Here is a 21,217-nt window from a genome sequence, read left to right as displayed (position 1 = left end):
AAAATTATGAAGCTCGTAGAAAAACATAACATAACAAAAAATAATAAAAAATACTCTGAACTGGACGACTTAAGTTTCCGTTCAAAAAATCTATATAATGCTGGATTGTATGTAGTGCGTCAAAATTTTTTTGCAGGAAAAGGTTTTATAGGTTACGAAAATCTTCAAAAAGAGCTACAACAAAGTAAGCAGCCAGACTATTACGCACTACCAACAAAAGTAAGTCAGCAGATATTAAGAGTATTGTGCAAAAACTTCGAATCATTTTTTAGAGGGTTAGAAGGATACAAGATCAATCCAAATAAATTCAAGGCAAAACCAAAATTGCCAAAGTATAAACATAAGAGTAACGGACGGAATATAGTTTTATACCCAATAGATGCAATAAACAAAAAAGAATTAACAAAGAACAAAATCAAGCTATCAATGTGTAACATAACATTGTCATGTCAACAAAAACACATCAAACAGGTAAGAATAGTTCCTCGATATGGAATGTACAAAATAGAGATTGTTTATGAGAAATCAGTGTATCTACTCAAAGAAAAAGATATCACGTCGGAATTTCTCTTAGAACTACAAAAAGATACACCAATATCATTGTATTTGAGAAAAAAGTGTTCAAAAATATTGCAAGAAAAAATAGAAAACTACAAATGCGATAAACCAGCAAAGTTATTAAAAAAAGCAATAGCAGATAAATTGAATTCTTTGATCAAAACAAAAATTTATAACAAAGATATTTTTGATTCTGTAACACTATCAAAAGTAACAAAACAAATATTAAGTCAAAAGCCAAAAGAAGAAAAGTTACTTGAGTTCAATAGATTATTATTAGAAGATTGTTACAAACAATTAGGAAAACATAAAGTTCTTAATCCTAACCTTGATAAAAACAAAATCGCTGGAATAGACATTGGGTTAAACAACTTAGCGGCTATAACTTCAAATCAAAAAGACTTCACTCCTGTCTTGATTAACGGTAGACCTCTAAAATCGATTAACCAATTTTTTAACAAAAAGCGTTCTTGTTTAATGTCTTATATCGGTAACAAAGGAACTAGTAGAAGAATTGAAAAACTTACATACAAAAGAAATTGCGTTGTTAGCAACTACCTTCATCAATCTAGTCGCTATATCATTAAATTGCTAGTTGAGAAAAGTATTGGAACATTAGTTATTGGCAAAAACGATGATTGGAAGCAACAGATTAACATTGGCAAAAGGAATAATCAAAATTTTGTTTCTATTCCCCATTCTCAGTTTGTTAACCAACTTACCTACAAAGCCCAACTTGCTGGTATTGAAGTTCTTATTCAAGAAGAAAGTTACACTTCTAAATGTTCTTTCTTAGACAGTGAACCGATCAAGAAACATCAAAATTATTTGGGACGCCGTGTTAAACGAGGTCTATTTAGGTCTAAACAAAATATTTTGCTTAATGCTGATATCAACGGGGCAGCAAACATTATTCGAAAAGCAATCCCGAATGCTTTTGCTAACGGGATAGAGGGCATAGTAGTATTCCCCAAAAGGATCACTCCTTTTTAAATGAAAATTCATTAAATGTAATATTTGATCATGTTTTCGTGAACTATAGAGCAATACTTTCTAGCCACTTTTGTAAAATCTTTTCACAATTATTTAGTCGAGGTATATGCGGCTGTAAAAACTCAGTGAATGTGCGACACGAGTTATTTTTCGCAAAATGAGAGATACAATTTTCTATTGTCTGTTCAAAAACGCTTTGTAACTTTATATTGTTTAGGCATTTAAATGCTAGTAAGTTCCTTTTCTGCTTGGCAGCAATTATAGCTAACTTGGAGAAAGTTTTTGACGTTAATTTTGTATGCGAATTTCTATCGATAAAGGATTCAACTTTAGTCCAGTTCTCATTTCTTACAAGGCATAGCAAAATAGGTTCACAAGGACATCCGTCCAAAAACTCTTTGCATAAATCTATTTGTTCTGAAGTAGAAAGCTTAATAGCCTTCGCATTACCTTTTAGATTTTTTAAGCGCGGCATATATTCATATTTTTCTTCTGTATCTAAAATGGTAGAAAAAATGTAATATAGTAGACTCTCTTCGGAAGAACAATGTTGTGCAAACCGAATAGCTTGGCGATGGTTTCCTTTCTTTAACATGATACTAATTATACTGTGATTTGTGCTTTCGGATGTAGATTGTTTGAGAGATTTGTTGCGTGTACTCTTTTCGCGAGAAGCGCCTACTTCAAAAAAAAATTCTATCTGTTGCATATGTTCTAGTAGCTGCATGATTTTAGAATGATTAAAACGAGAGGTGATTTCTGGAGAGGTTATAGTAAATGCACTTTTTACAAAATAAGTAGAGTGTCCACAGCTTAATAGGTTAGCAGCCAACTCTTTAAGATGAATACCTGTCCAATGAAGCTTTACAAAAGCTCTGATATCTTTCATATCCATTTTCGGATAAATACATTGTGTGGCATAGTCAAGATACTTGTTGTAATTAGAGGCACGAGCTCTCCTTGTTACAGCTTTTTCTGGATAGTCAAGGTGCTTTTGATAATCAGAGGAATGAAACTTTATTTCAGATTTTACACATTCTATAAGCAAAGAAAATGCTTTTCTTCCATACAGTGCATTTAAAATTGGTGCAAAAAGTAATTTGAAACGGTCATTATACCACTGTTTTGTAGCTGCGTATGCGAGTAGAAAAGTTTTTTCCTCTCCATTCATGCTCTCTTGTTCTAGAATTTCAATTACTTTGCACTCTTTGAACATACTGAGAATGTCTTTTCTATTACTAATAGTCTGTTCCAAAAAATCCAATTTAGATAGTTGATGAGCAATGGCAAAGATTTTAACGAAAATATTGAAAAACTCACCGGAGTATTTTACTTTTATAAAAGTTTCGATATCTGTACACGGTAGTTTTTGACAGAGCGAAATAAATAGTTCTTGTGCGCGATTTTTATCTGTTTCAACCAAAAAATCACAAAGATCAGCTTCTACAAACAAAACATCAAAACGATTTAAGCTTTTACAGGCAGTAAAAATATTATCTAAAGCCATTTCAAATTCTGCAGTGCATGGCGAGATTTTTTTGACTATTTGAAGTAACATTTCGCATCTAAGTTTTTCATCTTTTATATATTTAACTGCTTCCAGTGCTTTTACAGGTTTCCCTTTATTAAACAGAATTTTTACAATAGAGCCGTGGACATTTGTTTGTTGTTTTTCTTTAGACAGTAGCTTTTTTAAAAAAGCCAACAAGATTTTTTTACTGTTTGGATATGTGGAGAAATCATCATATAGCATTACATACTCGTAATTATGTGTAGGATCCCGCCATAATGCCAATCCTTGTTCAATCTTTCCTTGTAAAAAATATTTTGCCGCAATAATTCTCATGGCCTCATTGCGATCATAATCTTTTTGAAAGTGATTTACTACTTCTTGAGCAAATTCGAAATTATCTGAGTATAATGCTGATAACACAAGTGAGTGTAAGTGTCCATATTTGGATTCGGCATTAGGAACTTTTAGTGCATTTTCTAAAGCTTTTTCCAAAAAATATTGCGATTCTTCGGTAGTATCCCAAACTAATCGTTGTAGTATTCTTGAACGTTCTTCAAATGTAAATCGCTGCAAAATGCTGTCAATGTTATTGTTTTCTAATTCGCAAGTAATATCTGGAGCCACAGGTTTGTAAAACGATATAGAGTCTTCAGGCTCCGCTTCAACGTAAATTCCTTTATTTAAAGCATTCTCTATCTGCAGCATTACATCTGAATAATTATACGATTTATTAACGATTTTTTTCATAATGCTATGGGCTGGTTTTGGCATTTGTTTTTCTAGTAAAATCTTTGCAAGAACGACGCAGTTGTGATCACTCGATTTATTATCGTATGTTTTCATAATATAAACAAGATCATCCACTGTAACTTTTTCGCAAACATGCTTTAGCCACCAAGTAATTATTCGAAAATCAACAAACTGTAAATTGAATTTTTTGCGCTTACGATAAACCCCTAATATTTTTTTTATGCGTTCTTTATCTTCTTCCAGCAATATCAAATATAAAATAGCTTTAAACAGTTTTTGATCAGGATAAGAGTATAATTTGGATAAAAGTTTGTCTAGTTTCTCTTCACTCAACCACTGGGCAATTTCATATTGGTTATCTTTCTCAACTACCGATTGGTATATCTGTAAAAGCTCTATAAGTTTTGTATATTCATTTTTCTCACAGTGTAGCAGAATTGCATATTTTATAGTTTGGCAGGCAAGATCATAACTGTCGTCGTATCTTACTTGATTTTCGATAAATTCCCGGCTTGTTGCGAGTTCATATAACAAATTAATATCTTTTTCTTCGTAAGCGCAGAGCGGTAGTTTTTCTAAACAGACAGATTCTGTTCTCTTTTGTTTTTTTAATTCATTTAGATTGTAACTCATGATAGCCCTCTTCTACGCGATAAAGGTCTCTCTATATTTCGCAGTTTGGTAACACTCTGCTATCTCTTTTCTTTTTTCCTCTTTTAGTTCAAAATTGTATAACAAATAAACTTAGTAAGAAATTGTAATTATCCGATTTCTGTTAATTGGTTACTGGATAAATTTAAGTAGTTAAGAGATTGCCACTTTTCTATTTCTTTTGGTAAGTACACCAGTTTGTTGTTGCTCAAGTTTAGGTAACTAAAAAATCGTACAACTACAATCTTTTTGCGAAAATCTTGCCACTTTGCCACCTTGTAAATTAATATTTGGATTTAACTGAGAAGTCCAGTTTGTTTCTACTTGCTTATTTAAAAAACACAATGTTCATAAAAGACTATTTTTTTTACCCGCTCTTTACTGCAAAAATCGAGATTTATTTTCTACGACAAAAGTGTTTATAAAAGAGGCCTTTTCTGAAATTTTCTTGATTACTTATTATTATAGTCTTACTATAGGATTGCAAAATTGTTTTACCGCAAAGAAAATTCTTTTATACAAACAATTTAGCTTTCTTATTCTCACTTCTACAATCACAAATAGTCTTTTTCAAATCACAAACTAAAATTGTTAAATTACAAGCTATGCTTTTCAAAAAAAGAAAATGATAGCAAAAATGATTTAATATCTTCAACTTTATAAGTTTTACCTAAACACATGACCAAATCCTTTTAATAGTGTTATTTGTAATCTTTAAATTAGCCAAATGCTTTTATATAAAAGTTTATTCACGAAAGGTGAATATGCTATGAGCAAAAACGAAAACAATTACAAATATTCAAAAAATATCATTTTAATTAAATTCCGAAAAATATAAGAAATTTGCAATATAAAAACTGAGCAGAGTATACACGGCTTTAGTATGGTTTTACGCTAATACTAGTCATAGTTCAAACACGACGGATTTTGGAAAGTGATCTTCTCTAAGTTTATGTTGTTCCTAAAACCGAAATAAGATCATTGATGCAGCGCTATAATATATAATTGTTTTATATGAAAAATTATGAGGGGTAAAATGACTGAAACAAAACAAATAAAATCAATCCGTTATCGTGGATTGGTGGTAGTTTTTTATGTTTCTTCGGAAGAAGAGATATCCTACCAAATAATGGATCCACAACCAGGGCTTTCTGATAGCCCTGAAGTTTGGACCGAACAAAAAAAATTAACTTTTCCTTCTGCCGTGCGTTTTGGCAGCACAGGAGTTTTGAAAGTAGATACTGCCAACATAGAGCTTTCTTTTCATAAAAATATCGATGTTATCACTGACGGAGAGAATATCTATCTCTTTCGTCATTCAAATCAAAATAACGATACAAAAGATCGAATTTACTTGACTCGTTTTCGATTAGTGGAAGTTCCAACGTTTACAGAACAGCCAGATAGTACCGATGCAGTTTCACCTGGAGAAGTTGATTATACATTAGAACCTCTTTATGAAGTGCGCTATAAGCATAGTGGTAAGAAAAATTTACCTGAAAATGACAAAGATGAAGTGTCGTTCAAAGACAAAGATGAAAAGCCTTTTCATGAACCAATGCTAGAATTAACTCCTATTAACGGTGCTTATGAGGGGATATTTAGTGTACAACTGGTTCCTACCTCACAAGGAGACGAGGCTTTATGGCATATCTATACTGTAGAAGGCACTGATAATAAGAAGCTAAATGTTTATTATCTTCCGCAAAATGAGGAAGGGTTATGGGATATACCACTTTCTGCAATGCAAGACAATGGTGTTATAGAACCAACTCATCAATATTCTCTAGAATTGGATATTATCAATGGTATTGCTACTAGTAAATATAGTTTACAAGAGCACCTGCCCGATGTAAAAGATGATAACAAACATATAAAACGTCATTTGCGAATGATGTTAGCTATTCCTGTAAAAATATCGGATTCAAATAATTTGGCAATTCTTGATTTTGCAGTAACAACTACTGGTAAACTCGCTGATATTGATTCTGATACTATTGAACTTTCTGAGCTTACTTACACCAATGACCAATTAAAAGATGATGGTGAGATGCCTATCATCAATTCAAATCGAAAAGTTCCAGAACTTACAGTGTGTGCTGTTTTGATGTCTAAAGACAAGATTAAATTGCAAGGGGTTCCATTTTTATTAGATGGCGGTGATGGTCTGGTTCACTGTTATTTTCGCAATACTAATAATGAATTTGCAGTTATTCAATACGAAACTAAAGCTCAAAGAACAGAAATAGGGTTTAATGTAGCCAACGGTAAATTAACTTTTGCGACCAGACAAACAATCCAATCCTCTGCAACACCAGAAGTTAAAATAGAAAAGATAAATGCTCCCTGGGATAAAAATCTGTGGGTAAAAGGATTTTATAAACTAACTTTGCAAGATGATGAGACAGAGGGCAACAAAGAAGAATGGAATTACGTGCCACAAGCAATTAACCAATTGACTTCAGTGATAAACGGCCAAGCCCTCAATGATCCAGCAGATGATATGCAAGTGATAGAAGGTAAAGCTGTCTTTTACGACTACTCAACCCTAGAGCAAGATTTTGATCGCACACAATTTTTATTGCCTGAGTATGAAGAACCTCAGGTTCCTCAAGAATCTCAAGAGGAATCTCAAGAGGAATCTCAAGAAAAAAAAGAGGTAGCATGCATTCAATGTGTAACGAAAGATTTTGCTCATATTAGTAGTACCGATCCTGTTTCTATCACTATTAGTGAACCTAACAACATAGATACCGCCAACCCATATCTGCAAGCCGATGTGACACTTTCCAGCTCATTCAAAACTTATCGCACATTATACAACTCCGCTAATTCTGCTGAGGATAATAACTCTGCAACAAAAAAACTTGCATACGATAGTAATGGTTTTTTATGTCGTTTATCACATAGGAAACTTTATCGCTACAATCCAGCAATAAAGGAATGGAAAGATGATATTGAAGCTGTAACAACAAACGAGACAGAGAAGGATACAAATTCTATCGCGTGTATGAGGCAGTTTATTTATATTGGAGAATCCAGTAAACATATAAGACGCTATGATATAGAAAGTGCCAATGATGGTGCACTTGATGATCCAATAGAATTCGATTCTCTTGGCCATAACATCCATAATTTATATGCTGATACTGCTAACAACCGTTTATGGGTATCAGGCAAAAGAGATGATGATGGGCCAAAGGTATATTGTTATTACAATCCAATAGATAAGATAGAAAAAGAAATAGAAAAAGTTCCGTTTTCTAACGCTGATGGCAATATTGAGTCTTTTGCTATTGATGAAAACGACATATTACTCGCCACTGCAAGAAAAAATTATGCCTATTACAACTTAAACAATGAAAAGTGGTCTGGAAGCCTAGAGATAGATGGTGTAAATTCAGTTTATTGCTCTGTTTCATGGGGACCTGGGCAATTTTTATTAGGCACTGACAAGGGTATCAAGCTTTTGAATCTGGGAGATCTTTCTATTGAGTCCATAGCAAATGAGGGTCATGTTATAACAATGGCTCTTGACAACGAACGAAAACTTTGGACCGGGATAAAAAATGGGGGTGTTATTTGCTACGAGTATGCTGATAGTAGTTGGAAAACGTTTGATTATTACAAGAATGGAGTTGGAGACAATAATTGGAAAGAAGCTGATGTACTTTCGTTAGTTACTGGTCCTCACCAGACTATAGATTGTCTAATTAATAATTCCACTGTCGAAACAATACAGTCTTTGCGGCAAAAAGGTATTGGCGCTTACAGGGAAGAGTGGAAGAATGTTCCTCTTTCTGGGCCACTATTTACAGCAGTATTAACAGGGAAAGCAGATGGTTATAATAGTGGCTATAATAGAGGTAATTATATTTATGATTATAGTCAGTATAGTTCTCTGCATCAAGAAGGGGAAGAATCGATAAATGGACTGCCTGAAGGGTCGCGTCTTTTTACTTTTTTCAACATTGGTATGGAAAACTTTGTAAATCCAGGGGTTTATGAAAGTGGCGGAAAGCACAAAATCAATCAAGGCTGCGACTATACACCGCAAGGTGATATAAAAGAGAAAAGCAATTATCATCATAGTGTTTTATTTTCTGCTAATGCAGTCAATATCGGAGGTGATAACTTAGACACTGATTTGGCAAAAGAAGGTCCAATAACTGCAAATCTATTTACTAATGGTGAATCTCCTCACTGGTTATCAGCTGACAAAGATAAACATAGTCTCGATTTCAATTTAAAACGTGCTGCAGGAGGCTATTCCTACGGCAAAAGTAAAATGCCAAATACTTTCGCACAAGATGGTAAGTGTTCTTTTGAGCTGTGGTTGAAACCTAATGAAGAAATATGGAGTGGTCATGGGAGAGATTTTCTCCATATTTTGCAATACGATAACCACAATAATAATAAGCGGTTTTCGTTAATGGCAAAAAGATCAGCATATAGCTTGGAATTTAATAGTGATAAAAATAATGAGAGTGAATACGGTGATTATATCAAATTGCCCCGTTTTTCTGTTCCGCCAACATTTTCCATTGAATTTTGGGCACAATTGGAAGGCACTCAACCAGGAAGAAATGGCCATTATCCAACAATAGTCAGTTTGCAGGAAAAGACAAACAGTGAAGGTGAGGATGCGATTTATGCTATTTCTTGGAAGGGATCACACACACTGCGTGTCATTGTTGGAAATACCCCACGAGATATCAATGTGCACCTTTTTATTCGAGAATTCGAAAACCAAACCGTTCTCGATAATCTGATATTCTATCGCTTTTGCTTTGAGTTGTCTCCAAAGCTTAACTCTGATGGAACTGCTTCTAGTGAAACTTATGTTTCTGTAAAATTTTATTTGGGTAGTGAGCGTAGTTCACAAAGTTATATTATCGACAGATTTAATGTTAAGAATGAGGACCTTATAATAGGAAAAATGGGTTGGTATCTTGGACAGGATTGGAATGACGGGAGACTGGATGATTTTTTCAAAGGTAAAATGGATGAATTTCGCTTTTGGGGAAAATCACTGCCAACAGAAAACATTGAACTATCCACTCAAAAAAATCGCCTCACAGGAAATGAAGAAGGGCTTGTAGCCTATTACCCAATGAACGATTGCAACGAAAAAAATATATATGATTTGAGTGGTAACAACTATCACGGTATATTGGCAAGTAAAAATGATGATCTCAGTTTTAAATGGCAAGATCCATTACTGGATGATGCGAAAAACAGCATAAACCTGTGTGGTGCGTTTGAAGATTATACTGATGGTATGATGGGGCTCGCAAATGTTAGGCTAAATTTCGACCAATGGTATCACCTTGCAGCTGTTTTTCGCATGGGCAACATCTTAGAATTCGACAGTGATAGCAAAGGTTCTACTGCAACCTGGATTAATTTCGGCAACAATGATTCTTTTAATCCCGGAGAACAGATGACCATCGAAGGATGGATACGTCCCAAGCAACACTTGCCTCCTGAAAGTGTAAATGATAATACCCAGGTCATTGCGATGAAGATAGGTGATGTAAATGATGGTAAAAGTTACAAATTGGTACTTAACACCGAGAACAAGTTGCAATTTAGCGTTTGTGTTACTTACTCTGATAATGTTCCTGCAAGTGAACTTTATTGTGAGACATTTGAAACATTAAGTGTAGACAAGTGGCACCATATTGCCGCAACTTGTGTTTTGCAATCCTCAACTACATACGAATCCAATGGGAATGGCGGAGAGCTAAAAGGAAATTTTAATTGGCAACTCGTTATCTATGTTGATGGGAAAGAACTTGTAAAAAACGATGGTAGAGAAAGCTACAATGGAGTCGGATTTCCGACTATCTCATCATCAAAAGCGCCACTTATTGTTGGAGCATACTTTATAGAACAGTCAAGCGAGCCAACTTGCCAATTTATTGGTGACATTGCCAATCTTAGTCTATGGAGACGGGCACTTACTGATTATGAAATTGGTGTACTTTTCCATTTCCAACGGTTGCCAAACAATCAAGAAGGTATTATCTCACAGTGGCAAATGAACAAGAGGGATGGTATTAGAATTGTTGATAGTAGTGGACATAATCATGGCACTCTTGTTAGTGATACCATGTGGGGAACTTCAACAATGAAGTCAAATTGGCAATTCTTTGTCGATGGTAAATCGATTCTTAGTTATCACATGACTCCAAAAGAAGAAAATAAAGGTCAAGTTTTTGCAAAGCATTCTCCCAATTTGTTTATTGGACGGAATAAAGATACATCAGCAAGTTGTCTCAGAAGCCAAATAGACCAATTACGCATTTGGAACAGTGCACGTTCACCAGAAGAAATTGCATCCTATCGTTTTCGACCACTGTCACAATTCCCCGAGGATCTACTGGGTTATTGGGACTTTGATGGCGAGATTAATTGGGAAGTGGAAGATGATAATAAGTCGTACTACGAGATTGTTGATAAGTCGATTTACTCTAACAGAATGAAAGTATTTGCTGATGAGGATGAAAGGAGTATTTTTAAAGTGGAAGCACCTGTGGGAGAAGAAGCCCCTATAGTCACTCACTCTTTTGTTCCAGCAAATTCTACACTTAACACTGACTATGCCGTAAATATTGACAACAGCCCTTCAGTTGTCGAATATGGAGATATCGAGTTATCCGATGGTGATTCTTTGCCAAAAGGTACCCTCAAGCGCACCTATTTATATTCATCACAAAATAGCGAAGATAACAATCCAGTTATGCGTTTTGAGAATTTTCTGGTAGGTGATCTCGACTTGATTTATGTGGGACAAGCTCAGCTACAACCTACGATTATTGGTTACATCGAAGGTGCTCCGCCTGTTCCTAGTGAAAACCTCACGGTGATGGCACCCCCAAAGCCCGATGATTATACTGGTACTGCTTCGATTGAATTAAGTGAAGATCAGCAGGTAGCCTATCAATATCAAGCTGGCCGTTCTCATGGTTTTGATCTCAATTCTAATTTCAAATTCGGCTATGCTAATAAATCAGAAAAGAGTATCGCCGCATTCGGAATTAGCCAATTACTGATCGCAACGGGATTCTCTTTTGGATTAAAAGGCGATTTGAAATTTTCTACTGAAACTTCGCGTATATTGGGTAAGGGTGTTTCATTGCAACAATCTTGCAACAACAAATTGGAAATAGTTGGCGGTTGGGAAAACAGGAAAAACATTTTAAATGAGGATGTTCATCGTCGTTTCTTAGTTGCAAACGTTGGATATGCTATTGTCAAATCAGGAACAGCTGATATTTATGGCCTACGTCTGAAAGATACTGGTGCGCTGTTTGGTTATGAAATGGTTCCCAATCCAGATATTCCTATCGATTGGAACATTATTATTTTCCCTATTGATAACCGCTATACTAAAAATGGAACCCTTGACGGCATGGTTGGTTTTGTTTCTGACCCTGATTATCAAAAAGCACAAGAAGGAGACCGCGGCAGTTATTTTAAACCAGTAGAAACTTATGCTTTAAAAGAAGAAATTAAGCGCGAAAACAAACGCTTGGAGTCAATCTATAAACAACACGACACCGAACAACGCAGCAAACAAAATCCACAAGACGCTTTACCTTCTTCTGATTTGGGGTATGATTGGAGTAAATTACTGTCAAAAAAAGACCTTGTTAATACATATGTATGGACAGCTGACGGTGGTGTTTTTGCTGAACAAGAGCAGTTCTCAGTAACAAGAAATGAATCTCACGGAGGCTCCTATCATCTAGCAACAAATTTGGGTATGTATGTTGATTACTCTGTGGAAAGTTCTTCTGGTTTTGAAGGTTCTTTTGATTTATTATTTGGTGGGCACCTTAATGTCAATGTCAGCAAATCTAGAAATGAGGGAGTTTCTTTTGGCCTCAAGGTAAAAGTCGATGGTGAAGGTTTTATCAATAAGCGCATGGAGGATGATGATATTGGCCCTGAGGATGAAAAATATCCTTATGAAGATAGCCTTGCACCAGGTAAAGTACGAGGATATCGTTTCCATTCTTTTTATCTTTCTCCAAAAACAGAGCATTTCGATACTTTTTTTGATCAGGTTATCGATAATGAATGGTTGCGCTTTAGTAACGACCCAGATGCTAGCGCTTTACGTCATGCCAGATCTCATCCCAATGGAGTGTGGCGGGTTTTCCATCGCGTTACTTATGTAAATCGAGTATTACCTAACGACTCTAACTATTGGGTTAAACCTGAAGAAGCGACAGAGGTTTGGTATCCTGATAAAACTTCAGTGATGGATAACAAATGGCTTATCTACATGGTTGAAAATGTCACTGATCCAAAAATTAGCCCCTACACTGTTACTTTAGCTGCGATTGGAGAGGCAGTGGATAACTTGTTGGATGAGAAACTAGTAGACATTGATGCATCATGGAAAGCCTACTGGGGAACTGGAGATGAAAATAACGAAAACAAAGTATTGCTACGTAACCAAGTTGTATTCTTTTTACAGAGGTATTATCGTTTGGGTTCTTAAACCACCACATAGAGGAGAATAAGACTCTTACTGAGCTTTGTTTTGTAAAAGCTTGGTAGAGTCCTGTGCTGGTATATGTAGAAAAAAAGGGTATGATTTGTATTTGTTGAAGAATCCAATGGTGATTTCTTCTATCTCTGGGTTTGAGTTTAGTTGTTGTGTTAGGAATCTTTTTAGATGACGAATGTGAATTTGTTCAATTCTTATGGTTTCTTCGGTTTTTTGTGGTGGCTTTGAGGTTTGGGTAAATTCACCAATTAGTTGATGTATTGTTGATGTTTGAGGTATTTGGGGGTTTGGATTAGAATTATCAATTAGTTGATCAAATACAAAATAATCGACAGAAATTCCTTGCGGTAAGTGGACTAATCCATATTTAATTTCTGCTATAATTTGGTCTACGCGATTTTGCAGAATTATAGCTTGTTGTTTGTTTTTTATGCAAAAGCGGTGATATGTTTTTCCTTCGTAACAATCTCCACGAATTTCTTATTTTTTGTGGTTTAGCCAATTTTTTTTCTCCTTGTTTGAAGAAAACCTTGGCTTATTTCAGAACTATTGTATACCAAAATCGATTTTGTTTTATAGTTTTTGGGTATACTTATAGATAACTTTGCCGCTATATTGCCACAATGCGGAAAGTGGCTGTTTTGCTTAAATTCAATTTGTTGTTTTACACGTTTCTGTAAAGTAGTAAATCACTTCTTTTGCAAATTATCACCATACAAACTCGCTTAATTTTGGTGACCTTGGGGGGATTTGAACCCCCATACCTGACGGTACAACGCTTTAGAGTGTTGTATTGCTACCTAACTCACCACAAGGTCGAAAAAGAGACGGTAGGAATCGAACCTACATACTTTTGTATTCCTGAGTGTTTTACGTCCCTAGTTTAAAACAGAGGCCGGCGTTCTGTTTTTCTATGAAGGCATAAAAAAAGCTCCGAGTTTTTCGGAGCGTGTGTGTCTAAGTCATTTTGGCTTTCATTGCCATCATCGTTAGAAGACATCACAGGCTCCTTGATTATTCACTTGGTGATTTTGCATTGTTATAAATATCTTGCGCTTTGCTTTAATCTCCATTCCTTACTCTCCTAAAGGGTTTTTTGTGAATTGGTTAAATTTGTTGTTTTGCTTTACTTACATATACCTGAGTTTTTATTAACCTAAACTTTTGTTTAGGGAAGAGCTTCTTTGCACTAATCTCAATAGTGGAAAATTACAAGCCCCTATTACAACCTTAAATTAGTATTGTAACAGGGGGGTGTAACAAACCTCTATTGGTAATTAGGTTTTCTTGCAACACTCTGCGGAAGAGTCTACAACATGGTTTACTTGAAATGCAAATTAAAAAAAAGTTTTTTTAAATGTTAGCGTCGTAACTTTTTACTACTTATTACTTTATGATATTAAAATATTTTTAAAATAATTATTTTACGTCGCTGTTTTGAAAAATAATTAGATATGCAGAGCTCTGTTGTCGGTAGCTGCTAGTGCAGCTTCTTTAAATGCTTCGGTAAAAGTTGGATGCGCATGGCAAATTCTTGCTATATCTTCAGCGGATGCTTTGTACTCCATGGCAAGAACACCTTCTGCTATCATGTCAGCAGCACGTGGGCCAATGATGTGGACACCAAGGATCTCATCTGTTTTTTTGTCGCAAATTACTTTTACTAATCCCTCTAGGTCCATGCTGGCGCGGGCGCGTCCACTTGCTTTAAATGGAAATGTTCCTACATTGTATTCGCGCTGTTGTTCTTTTACTTGTTCTTCTGTGTAGCCTACTGAGGCTACTTCTGGCCAAGTATATACTACATTTGGAATTGTTAAGTGGTTTACATGTGGCTTTTGCCCGTCTAGAAGTTCAGCGACAAAGATACCTTCTTCTTCAGCTTTATGTGCTAACATTGGGCCGTGAATTACGTCACCGATAGCGTATATATTTTCTACAGAACTTTGTAGATTATCATTGACTACTACGCGACCTCTTTCTGTTGCTATACCTACTTTATCGAGGTTGAGACCTTTGGTGTATGGAGAACGTCCTATAGCAACTAGACAGTAGTCACCTTCTAGGATGACTTCTTTTCCATTTTTATCGGCGTGAACTTTTACATTGTCTCCATCGCGCACTACTTTTGTTACTTTGTGTTTTAAATAAAATTTCATTCCCATTTTTTTTAATGATTTTTGAAGTTCTTTGCTTAATACTTTATCAAAAGGTGGAACAATACGATCTAGCAATTCTACTACGCTTACTTTTGCTCCTAGCCTGGCGTACACAGATCCTAGTTCTGTTCCAATAACTCCACCACCGATTAAAATCATGTGCTTTGGGATTTCTTTTAGATTTAGTGCTTCTGTAGAGGTAATGATGCGTTCCTTGTCGACTGGGATAAATGGTAGAACAGTTGGTTTTGAGCCTGTTGCGATTACTGTATTTTTAGCGCTAATTTTTTCGATGCTGTCATCTTCTTTGCGAATACCTATGGTGTTTTTATCTTCAAAGAAGCCTGTGCCATGGTAAACGTCGATTTTATTTTTTTTCATAAGGTAGTCGACGCCTTGGCAGGTTTGTGAAACAACTTCGTTTTTGCGTTTGATCATTTTGTCTAGATCAATGCGTAGATTGTCTACTAAAATGCCATGAGCATCGAATTTTTCTTTGGCCTGATGATAGTGTTCAGAAGAATCGAGAAGCGCTTTAGAAGGAATACAGCCTACGTTTAGACATGTACCACCTAGAGTGTTGTATTTTTCGATAATAGCTGTTGTCATGCCTAGTTGCGCACAGCGAATGGCGCATACATAACCACCAGGACCGGAGCCTATTATTACTACATCATAATTTTTCATTTTACACCTCTAGCATCATACGAATAGGGTTTTCGATTAATTCTTTGACGGTGCGCAAAAATCCTACAGATTCACGGCCATCAATAATGCGGTGGTCGTAAGAAAGTGCAATATACATACAAGGACGCAGGACGATTTGTCCATCTACTCCCATTGGACGTTCTACAATGTTGTGCATACCCAGAATTGCTGCTTGTGGGTAGTTGATAAGAGGGGTCGACATCATAGAACCAAAAACACCGCCGTTGGTTACAGTGAAAGTGCCGCCAGTCATTTCGGCAATAGAAATTTTACCGTCGCGGGCTTTTTTGGCTAAGCGGATGATTTCACTTTCGACGCCAGCAAATCCTAGAGATTCAACATTGCGTACTACGGGAACAACTAATCCGCGTGGAGTTGAAACGGCTACTCCCATATCTACATAATCATGGTATACAACGTGATCATCATCAATGGCAGCGTTTACTACTGGAAATTCTTTCATTGCGATAGCGGCAGCTTTGGTAAAAAAAGACATGAAGCCAAGTCCAACTCCGTGCTTTTCTTTGAACATTTCTTTGTATTGCTTGCGAGCGGCAATCACATTTGTCATGTCTACTTCGTTAAACGTTGTGAGCATTGCTGTTTCGTGCTTGGCTGCTAGAAGTTTTCTTGCAATAGTTTTGCGCAGTGAAGTCATTTTTTCGCGGCGTATATTGCGGTTTGAAGGTTTATTGTCGTTTGATGATTCTTGTTGTGGAGTTGTTTCTGGTTTGTTATTGGTGATTACTTTTTGGGTCGCCATGAGCGCATCTTCTTTAGTTATGCGACCATCTTTTCCCGTGCCCTTTATGTCGTTAGTAGCGATATTTTTTTCGTTAAGGATTTTTTGGGCGGCAGGAGAGGCGTGCACGATTTTTTTGGTGGCTTTGGTTGTTGAGTCGCTTTGTTTTTGCTCTTGTTTTTCTTCTTTTTGCGGAGCGTTTCCTTTTTTTTCTGTATCAACTACAGCAACGACATCACCAATTGCACATGTAGCTCCCTCTTCTACTTTACAAGTTAATTCGCCACTTTTTTCAGAGGTCAGTTCTAAAGTGGCTTTGTCAGATTCTATTTCGCAAATAATTTCGTCTTGTTGTACAAAATCACCGTTTTGTTTTAACCATTTGTAAATGGTAACTTCGGTTATAGATTCACCTACGGCGGGAACTTTAACTTCTGCTTTCATAAAAAAATCCTTCGTGTGAGGTAAAAATTTATTTATAACTGTACGATGTCGCTTTATAATAGGGCGTGCTAACATTTAGATTTATACAATAAATGTTGAAACGCTCTAACAATTAATGGAAGATTTTACAGGTATCTAACTGGGTAACTATTTTTGTCAGGCCACTTATTTACTATCTTACTTTGTTAGTTTACCTAACTTTACCATAATCTAATAACTTAAAAAAATACTATCTGGAATTTGTTATTGTTAAAATTATTGTATCGAGATCAAGTGCTTTATGAAATTTATATTTAAAAATTTTCTCATGATTTTGTGTTTCTCTTGGGTGGTTATCGGCTGTGGAACTTCTCTACGAATTAGTGATATTCCAATCAATGAAATTTCTAAAGATAAAATAAAAAAAGAGTTAGATACATTTTCTCTTAAAGAAAAAGCCCTCAAAGAAATTCTTGCAGATGGTAAATTAAGTACTCATGAAAAAATAAAAAAAATAGCGGATGAAGGAACAATTCGAGATATTGTTACTCTATTGTGGCTTCTTCGCGATGGTGAAGAGGAAGATTTAATTCCTCAGAAGCCTTCTTGTCTTCATAGTGCAAGGCAGATTTTTAATGCCTATAATAAAAATAAGCAACTAGCTTCTTTTGAGTGTGTTGAAGCGGCTATGTTAGCAGCTGCAATTTTACGAGAAAAAGGAATTGATGCTTATTTGATGTATATGACAGGAATAAACTTAGGAGCAGGACATACTGTTTGTGTGTATCGTACCCGTTTGGGATGGGCGACTATTGGCATTGGTAATCATGATTCAATGAGGCCTGTGTTTTTGACGGAGCATTTTGCTATTAGCATTAATGAAATTTTTCGTATCGCGACGCGGGAAAGATGGTTTACGCGCAATATAATGACTTATGCTTTGCGAAGACTAGATGAAGTTCATGAAGATTTTATCAATGGCGGTACTAAGTACTTATTCTGGTCGAATGTAAATATTCTTTTTAGTGGAAGATCATTTTAAATTTAGAGCGTATTTGGATATCCAAATACGCTGTCGTACGCTTTTTATTCCATTACATATAGCCAACCAGTTTCAGTTACAGTAATTAGTTTTTTGTTGTAGAGTAGTGGCTCTGCGACAATACTGCCGTTTACTGGAGAAGATTCATTAAAAATTTGTATCTCACCATCGTCATTCGCTAGATCGTATAAATCGAAAATATGGACAATCCCACCTTCTTTTGAAGAGGCATCATTACCGATATATAGATATTGTTTAGTCATGGTCGGAGAACATCTCGTTGGGCCAACAGAACCATAGTATACTGTTTCATCATCTAAATCGCGGCTTAGTGCCCAAAAGTGACCATTACTAAAGAAGGCGTATATAGTATCTTTTGCAATGGCCAAAGAAGATTTTATAGGTATACCTTCTCCATCCATAAGCCATTCTTCTTCTAAACTGTCTGTTAGACAACCTATATTTCCTTCGCGGTTAGCAACGAAAATGTAATCGTCGTACGCCACTGGAGTAGAAAAAGTACCTCCACCAATAAATTTTTGGTTCATTTTTTTTGTTGTAAGCGAATAACTGTAGATGTACTTGCCATCGCATCGAAAAATAAGTTTATTATTGTAAATAAGAGGCGATGAAATAATAGCCTTATTTTTTCTACTAGGGTATTTGGCTGCAATTGAGAATTTGTTATTTTTAAAATTTAAAGCATATACAGATCCGTTTAAGCAACCAAAGTAGATACGGTTATTGTGTATAAGAGGTGATGTAGTAATTTTAGAGGGTATATCAATACGGTCGATTATTTTAGGGGTTTTGCTTGTGGTATCTATAGCATGGAAACTATTTGAAATATTATTTTTTTTGTTTCGCCTAGGTCTTCTACTACCTTTTCCAGGCAAATTAGAAGCAAAGTACAGAATTCCTTGGTCCCATAACAAAGCTGAGTATTCATAGTCGCGCTTGAAAAATTTTTCGCGCGGTGGAACTATGTGAGGGGTCTTCGTAAATCGATTTTGTAATTTAAAAAATGTCCACTCTGGCTCTAGTGTTTCGATGTTTAACCTATATACCGCTAAGTTATTGTGAACATACAAAGCATTTCCTATTGCTACAGGGGGTGTTAACAATGGAACGCTTTCTAAAAAGCATTTATTTTTGATAATTAAATCTAGTACATCTGGTTGAGAAGTTATACCATCGCGACGAATGTTGCGGCGAAACATTTGAGTAGATTCTTGCGCTTGTTGAAGGTCTTTTTTCAGAATTTCTTTGTCGGGAACTTGTGGATTTTCTAGTTTTTTGCGAATGTCTTTTTCGATTTGTTTAACTTTATCCCTGACGTTGTCTACAACGTTATCTTTGATATCATTTTTTGCTTCTTTTATGCGTTTTTGAATAAATTCCCTTGGAGTTAATTGTTGCGCTTCTTTTTCTTTTTTCTCTTTTTTTGTACGTTCTAACTCTAATGCCAATTGCTCGTTTTTGGCATGCATTGCTTCGAGTTCTTTTCTTCTTTTTTCTTCCGCTTGTTTTTGCTCTTTTTCTTTTTGTTGTCTTTTTTGTAGAGCAAGAGTTTCTTTTTGTATGTCAATTTGTGTTTGAGATATTAGCTGTTCTAAGTTTTTGGCAGTAGTTTGTAGTAATGTTTGGGTAAAGAATTTATCGTTGTTTCGTAATTTTAATATTTGTTTTTTAGCATTACGTAACGATTTTTTGGCGATTAGTGAATGAGCTTCTAAAGAGTGGTCGAGCGCCTTGGTTTCTATTTCAAAACTAGTTGGTATTTTTTTTCTAAGACGTTCAATGTTTTCTTTTACTTTGGAAAAAGAGTTTTTTGATAGTAGCTGGTAGTTTGCTGTAAACCAAATATCCCAAACTTCTTCATTATAGGAATCCGTGTTGAGTATATCTTGAGTGGTGATGATCGCTTCTTGAGAAAACCCTCCTACTAAGTATTCTTCTGCTTGTGTTTTTAAGCGTTCTAGTGGAGAAGGTTCGGCTAAAGCAACAAAAATTATGAGAATAAAGACAACTGCAATGGAGGTAAAAGCCCAATACTTATTCTTTGAAGATTTTTGCTTTGAAGGTTTTTGTTTTGGTATACGAACTTTTACTTGGCCACCACGTAAAAATCTGTTGAGATCACGTGCAAAAAAGCGCATGGATTCGTAGCGGTCTTCTTTCCTTTTGGATAGTGCTTTTAGGCAAATATTTTCTAGACCTTTAGGAATTTTAGGATTGACTTGTGTTGGAGGAATAGGAGTTTCGCGCATAATTTTCATTAAAATTTTTATGGCGCTTTCTCCTGAAAAACATGATTTTCCTGTTAGACAGTAGTAAAGGATCATGCCTGAAGAGTAAATGTCGGTGCGATAATCTATATTTCGACGATCTCCTTCTGCTTGTTCTGGAGACATATAGTGAGGACTACCAATAATAGCACCTGATTTAGTGAGACCATCTTCGCTTGTTTCTGCTTTAGCGATTCCAAAATCCATAATATAAGGTTTGTCGTCTTTGATCATTATATTTGAAGGCTTTAGATCGCGGTGTATGATTTTTTGGCTATGACAGTAATCCATGGCTAAACAAATCTTCTCTAAAAGAGCAGCGGTTTTTTTATATGAAAATCGCTTTTGCTTCATTATTTGATCTAAAGTTTGCCCATCGATATAATCCATTGTAAAAAAACAAACTCCTTGGTCTTCACCATAGTCATATAGCTTAATGATGTTTTCGTGAGTTAATTTGGCCATAGATTGCGCTTCTGCGAAAAAACGTGCTTTGCGTTCGTTGGTTAGAATGTTTCCAATGAGCACTTTTAGAGCAACAGTTCTTTTTAGTTTACTATCTTGCGCTTTAAATACTATTCCCATTCCACCGCGGCCTAACTCTGAAATTATTTTATAGCGGCCTATCTGTGTAGGAATTTTTTCTTTACCTGCACTAGTAGGCATTGCTGCAAGTGTTTCTTGGGCAGAATTGTGGGTCTGTTCATTCTCATCCATAAGATCTCTCTTCCAATAGAATAGCTGCTATAAGGATAGAAATAGCATTCTATAACAATTAATTTACTCTTATTTCAACTGCAACTATGTGTTTTTAGTATTCCAAAATAGAACTTTTTATATTGTAATTGGATGACTATTTTGTTAGG

At 35.6% G+C, this 21,217-nt stretch carries 7 protein-coding genes and 1 tRNA gene; 3 read left to right on the top strand and 5 right to left on the bottom strand.

The genetic code is table 11. The features are described from left to right. Window positions 1-6 precede the first annotated feature (6 nt). Window positions 7-1,551 carry an RNA-guided endonuclease InsQ/TnpB family protein gene (locus UABHE_RS26425; protein WP_372365609.1) on the top strand — a complete coding sequence of 515 codons (1,545 nt, stop codon included), beginning with the start codon at window positions 7-9 and terminating at the stop codon, window positions 1,549-1,551. A gap of 43 nt (window positions 1,552-1,594) precedes the next feature. On the opposite strand, the gene UABHE_RS26420 is transcribed toward UABHE_RS26425, so the two are convergent. After that, a complete protein-coding gene (locus UABHE_RS26420; RefSeq protein ID WP_372366310.1) occupies window positions 1,595-4,447 on the bottom strand; it encodes a hypothetical protein in 2,853 nt (950 codons plus the stop codon). A 1,054-nt stretch (window positions 4,448-5,501) separates the two neighbouring features. On the opposite strand from UABHE_RS26420, the gene UABHE_RS26415 reads away from it, so the two are divergent. After that, window positions 5,502-12,980 (top strand): LamG-like jellyroll fold domain-containing protein, encoded by a 7,479-nt coding sequence (locus tag UABHE_RS26415; RefSeq protein WP_372366309.1) that lies wholly within the window; start codon window positions 5,502-5,504, stop codon window positions 12,978-12,980. 741 nt (window positions 12,981-13,721) lie between these two features. On the opposite strand, the gene UABHE_RS26410 is transcribed toward UABHE_RS26415, so the two are convergent. From UABHE_RS26410 to odhB, 3 genes are all read right to left on the bottom strand, one after another. Continuing rightward, a tRNA-Leu gene (locus UABHE_RS26410) sits at window positions 13,722-13,807 on the bottom strand. Window positions 13,808-14,437: 630 nt separating this feature from the next. After that, window positions 14,438-15,835, bottom strand: coding sequence for a dihydrolipoyl dehydrogenase (gene lpdA, locus UABHE_RS26405; RefSeq protein WP_372366308.1), 1,398 nt, complete (start codon window positions 15,833-15,835; stop codon window positions 14,438-14,440). 1 nt (window position 15,836) lies between these two features. Beyond that, entirely contained in the window at window positions 15,837-17,042 is a 1,206-nt protein-coding gene (odhB, locus tag UABHE_RS26400) for a 2-oxoglutarate dehydrogenase complex dihydrolipoyllysine-residue succinyltransferase (RefSeq protein WP_372366307.1), read from the bottom strand. Window positions 17,043-17,322: 280 nt separating this feature from the next. Here odhB and UABHE_RS26395 point away from each other — a divergent pair, with 280 nt between their 5' ends. Continuing rightward, window positions 17,323-18,063: a hypothetical protein gene (locus UABHE_RS26395; RefSeq protein ID WP_372366306.1), complete on the top strand. Its 741-nt coding sequence runs from the start codon at window positions 17,323-17,325 to the stop codon at window positions 18,061-18,063. 44 nt (window positions 18,064-18,107) lie between these two features. Here the strand turns inward: UABHE_RS26395 and UABHE_RS26390 are convergent, their stop codons facing one another. Further along, window positions 18,108-21,068 (bottom strand): protein kinase, encoded by a 2,961-nt coding sequence (locus tag UABHE_RS26390; RefSeq protein ID WP_372366305.1) that lies wholly within the window; start codon window positions 21,066-21,068, stop codon window positions 18,108-18,110. Between the last annotated feature and the right edge of the window lie 149 nt (window positions 21,069-21,217).

This window comes from Candidatus Uabimicrobium helgolandensis (genome assembly GCF_041508025.1).
Classification (GTDB): domain Bacteria; phylum Planctomycetota; class Uabimicrobiia; order Uabimicrobiales; family Uabimicrobiaceae; genus Uabimicrobium; species Uabimicrobium helgolandensis.
Note: the sequence above shows the minus strand (reverse complement) of the source record. Positions and strands in the feature narration are given on the sequence as shown.

Coding starts and splice junctions, on each gene's coding strand:
- UABHE_RS26425 (WP_372365609.1), top strand. CDS start 7: ATGAAGCTCGTAGAAAAACATAACATAACAAAAAATAATAAAAAATAC.
- UABHE_RS26420 (WP_372366310.1), bottom strand. CDS start 4,447: ATGAGTTACAATCTAAATGAATTAAAAAAACAAAAGAGAACAGAATCT.
- UABHE_RS26415 (WP_372366309.1), top strand. CDS start 5,502: ATGACTGAAACAAAACAAATAAAATCAATCCGTTATCGTGGATTGGTG.
- lpdA (WP_372366308.1), bottom strand. CDS start 15,835: ATGAAAAATTATGATGTAGTAATAATAGGCTCCGGTCCTGGTGGTTAT.
- odhB (WP_372366307.1), bottom strand. CDS start 17,042: ATGAAAGCAGAAGTTAAAGTTCCCGCCGTAGGTGAATCTATAACCGAA.
- UABHE_RS26395 (WP_372366306.1), top strand. CDS start 17,323: ATGAAATTTATATTTAAAAATTTTCTCATGATTTTGTGTTTCTCTTGG.
- UABHE_RS26390 (WP_372366305.1), bottom strand. CDS start 21,068: ATGGATGAGAATGAACAGACCCACAATTCTGCCCAAGAAACACTTGCA.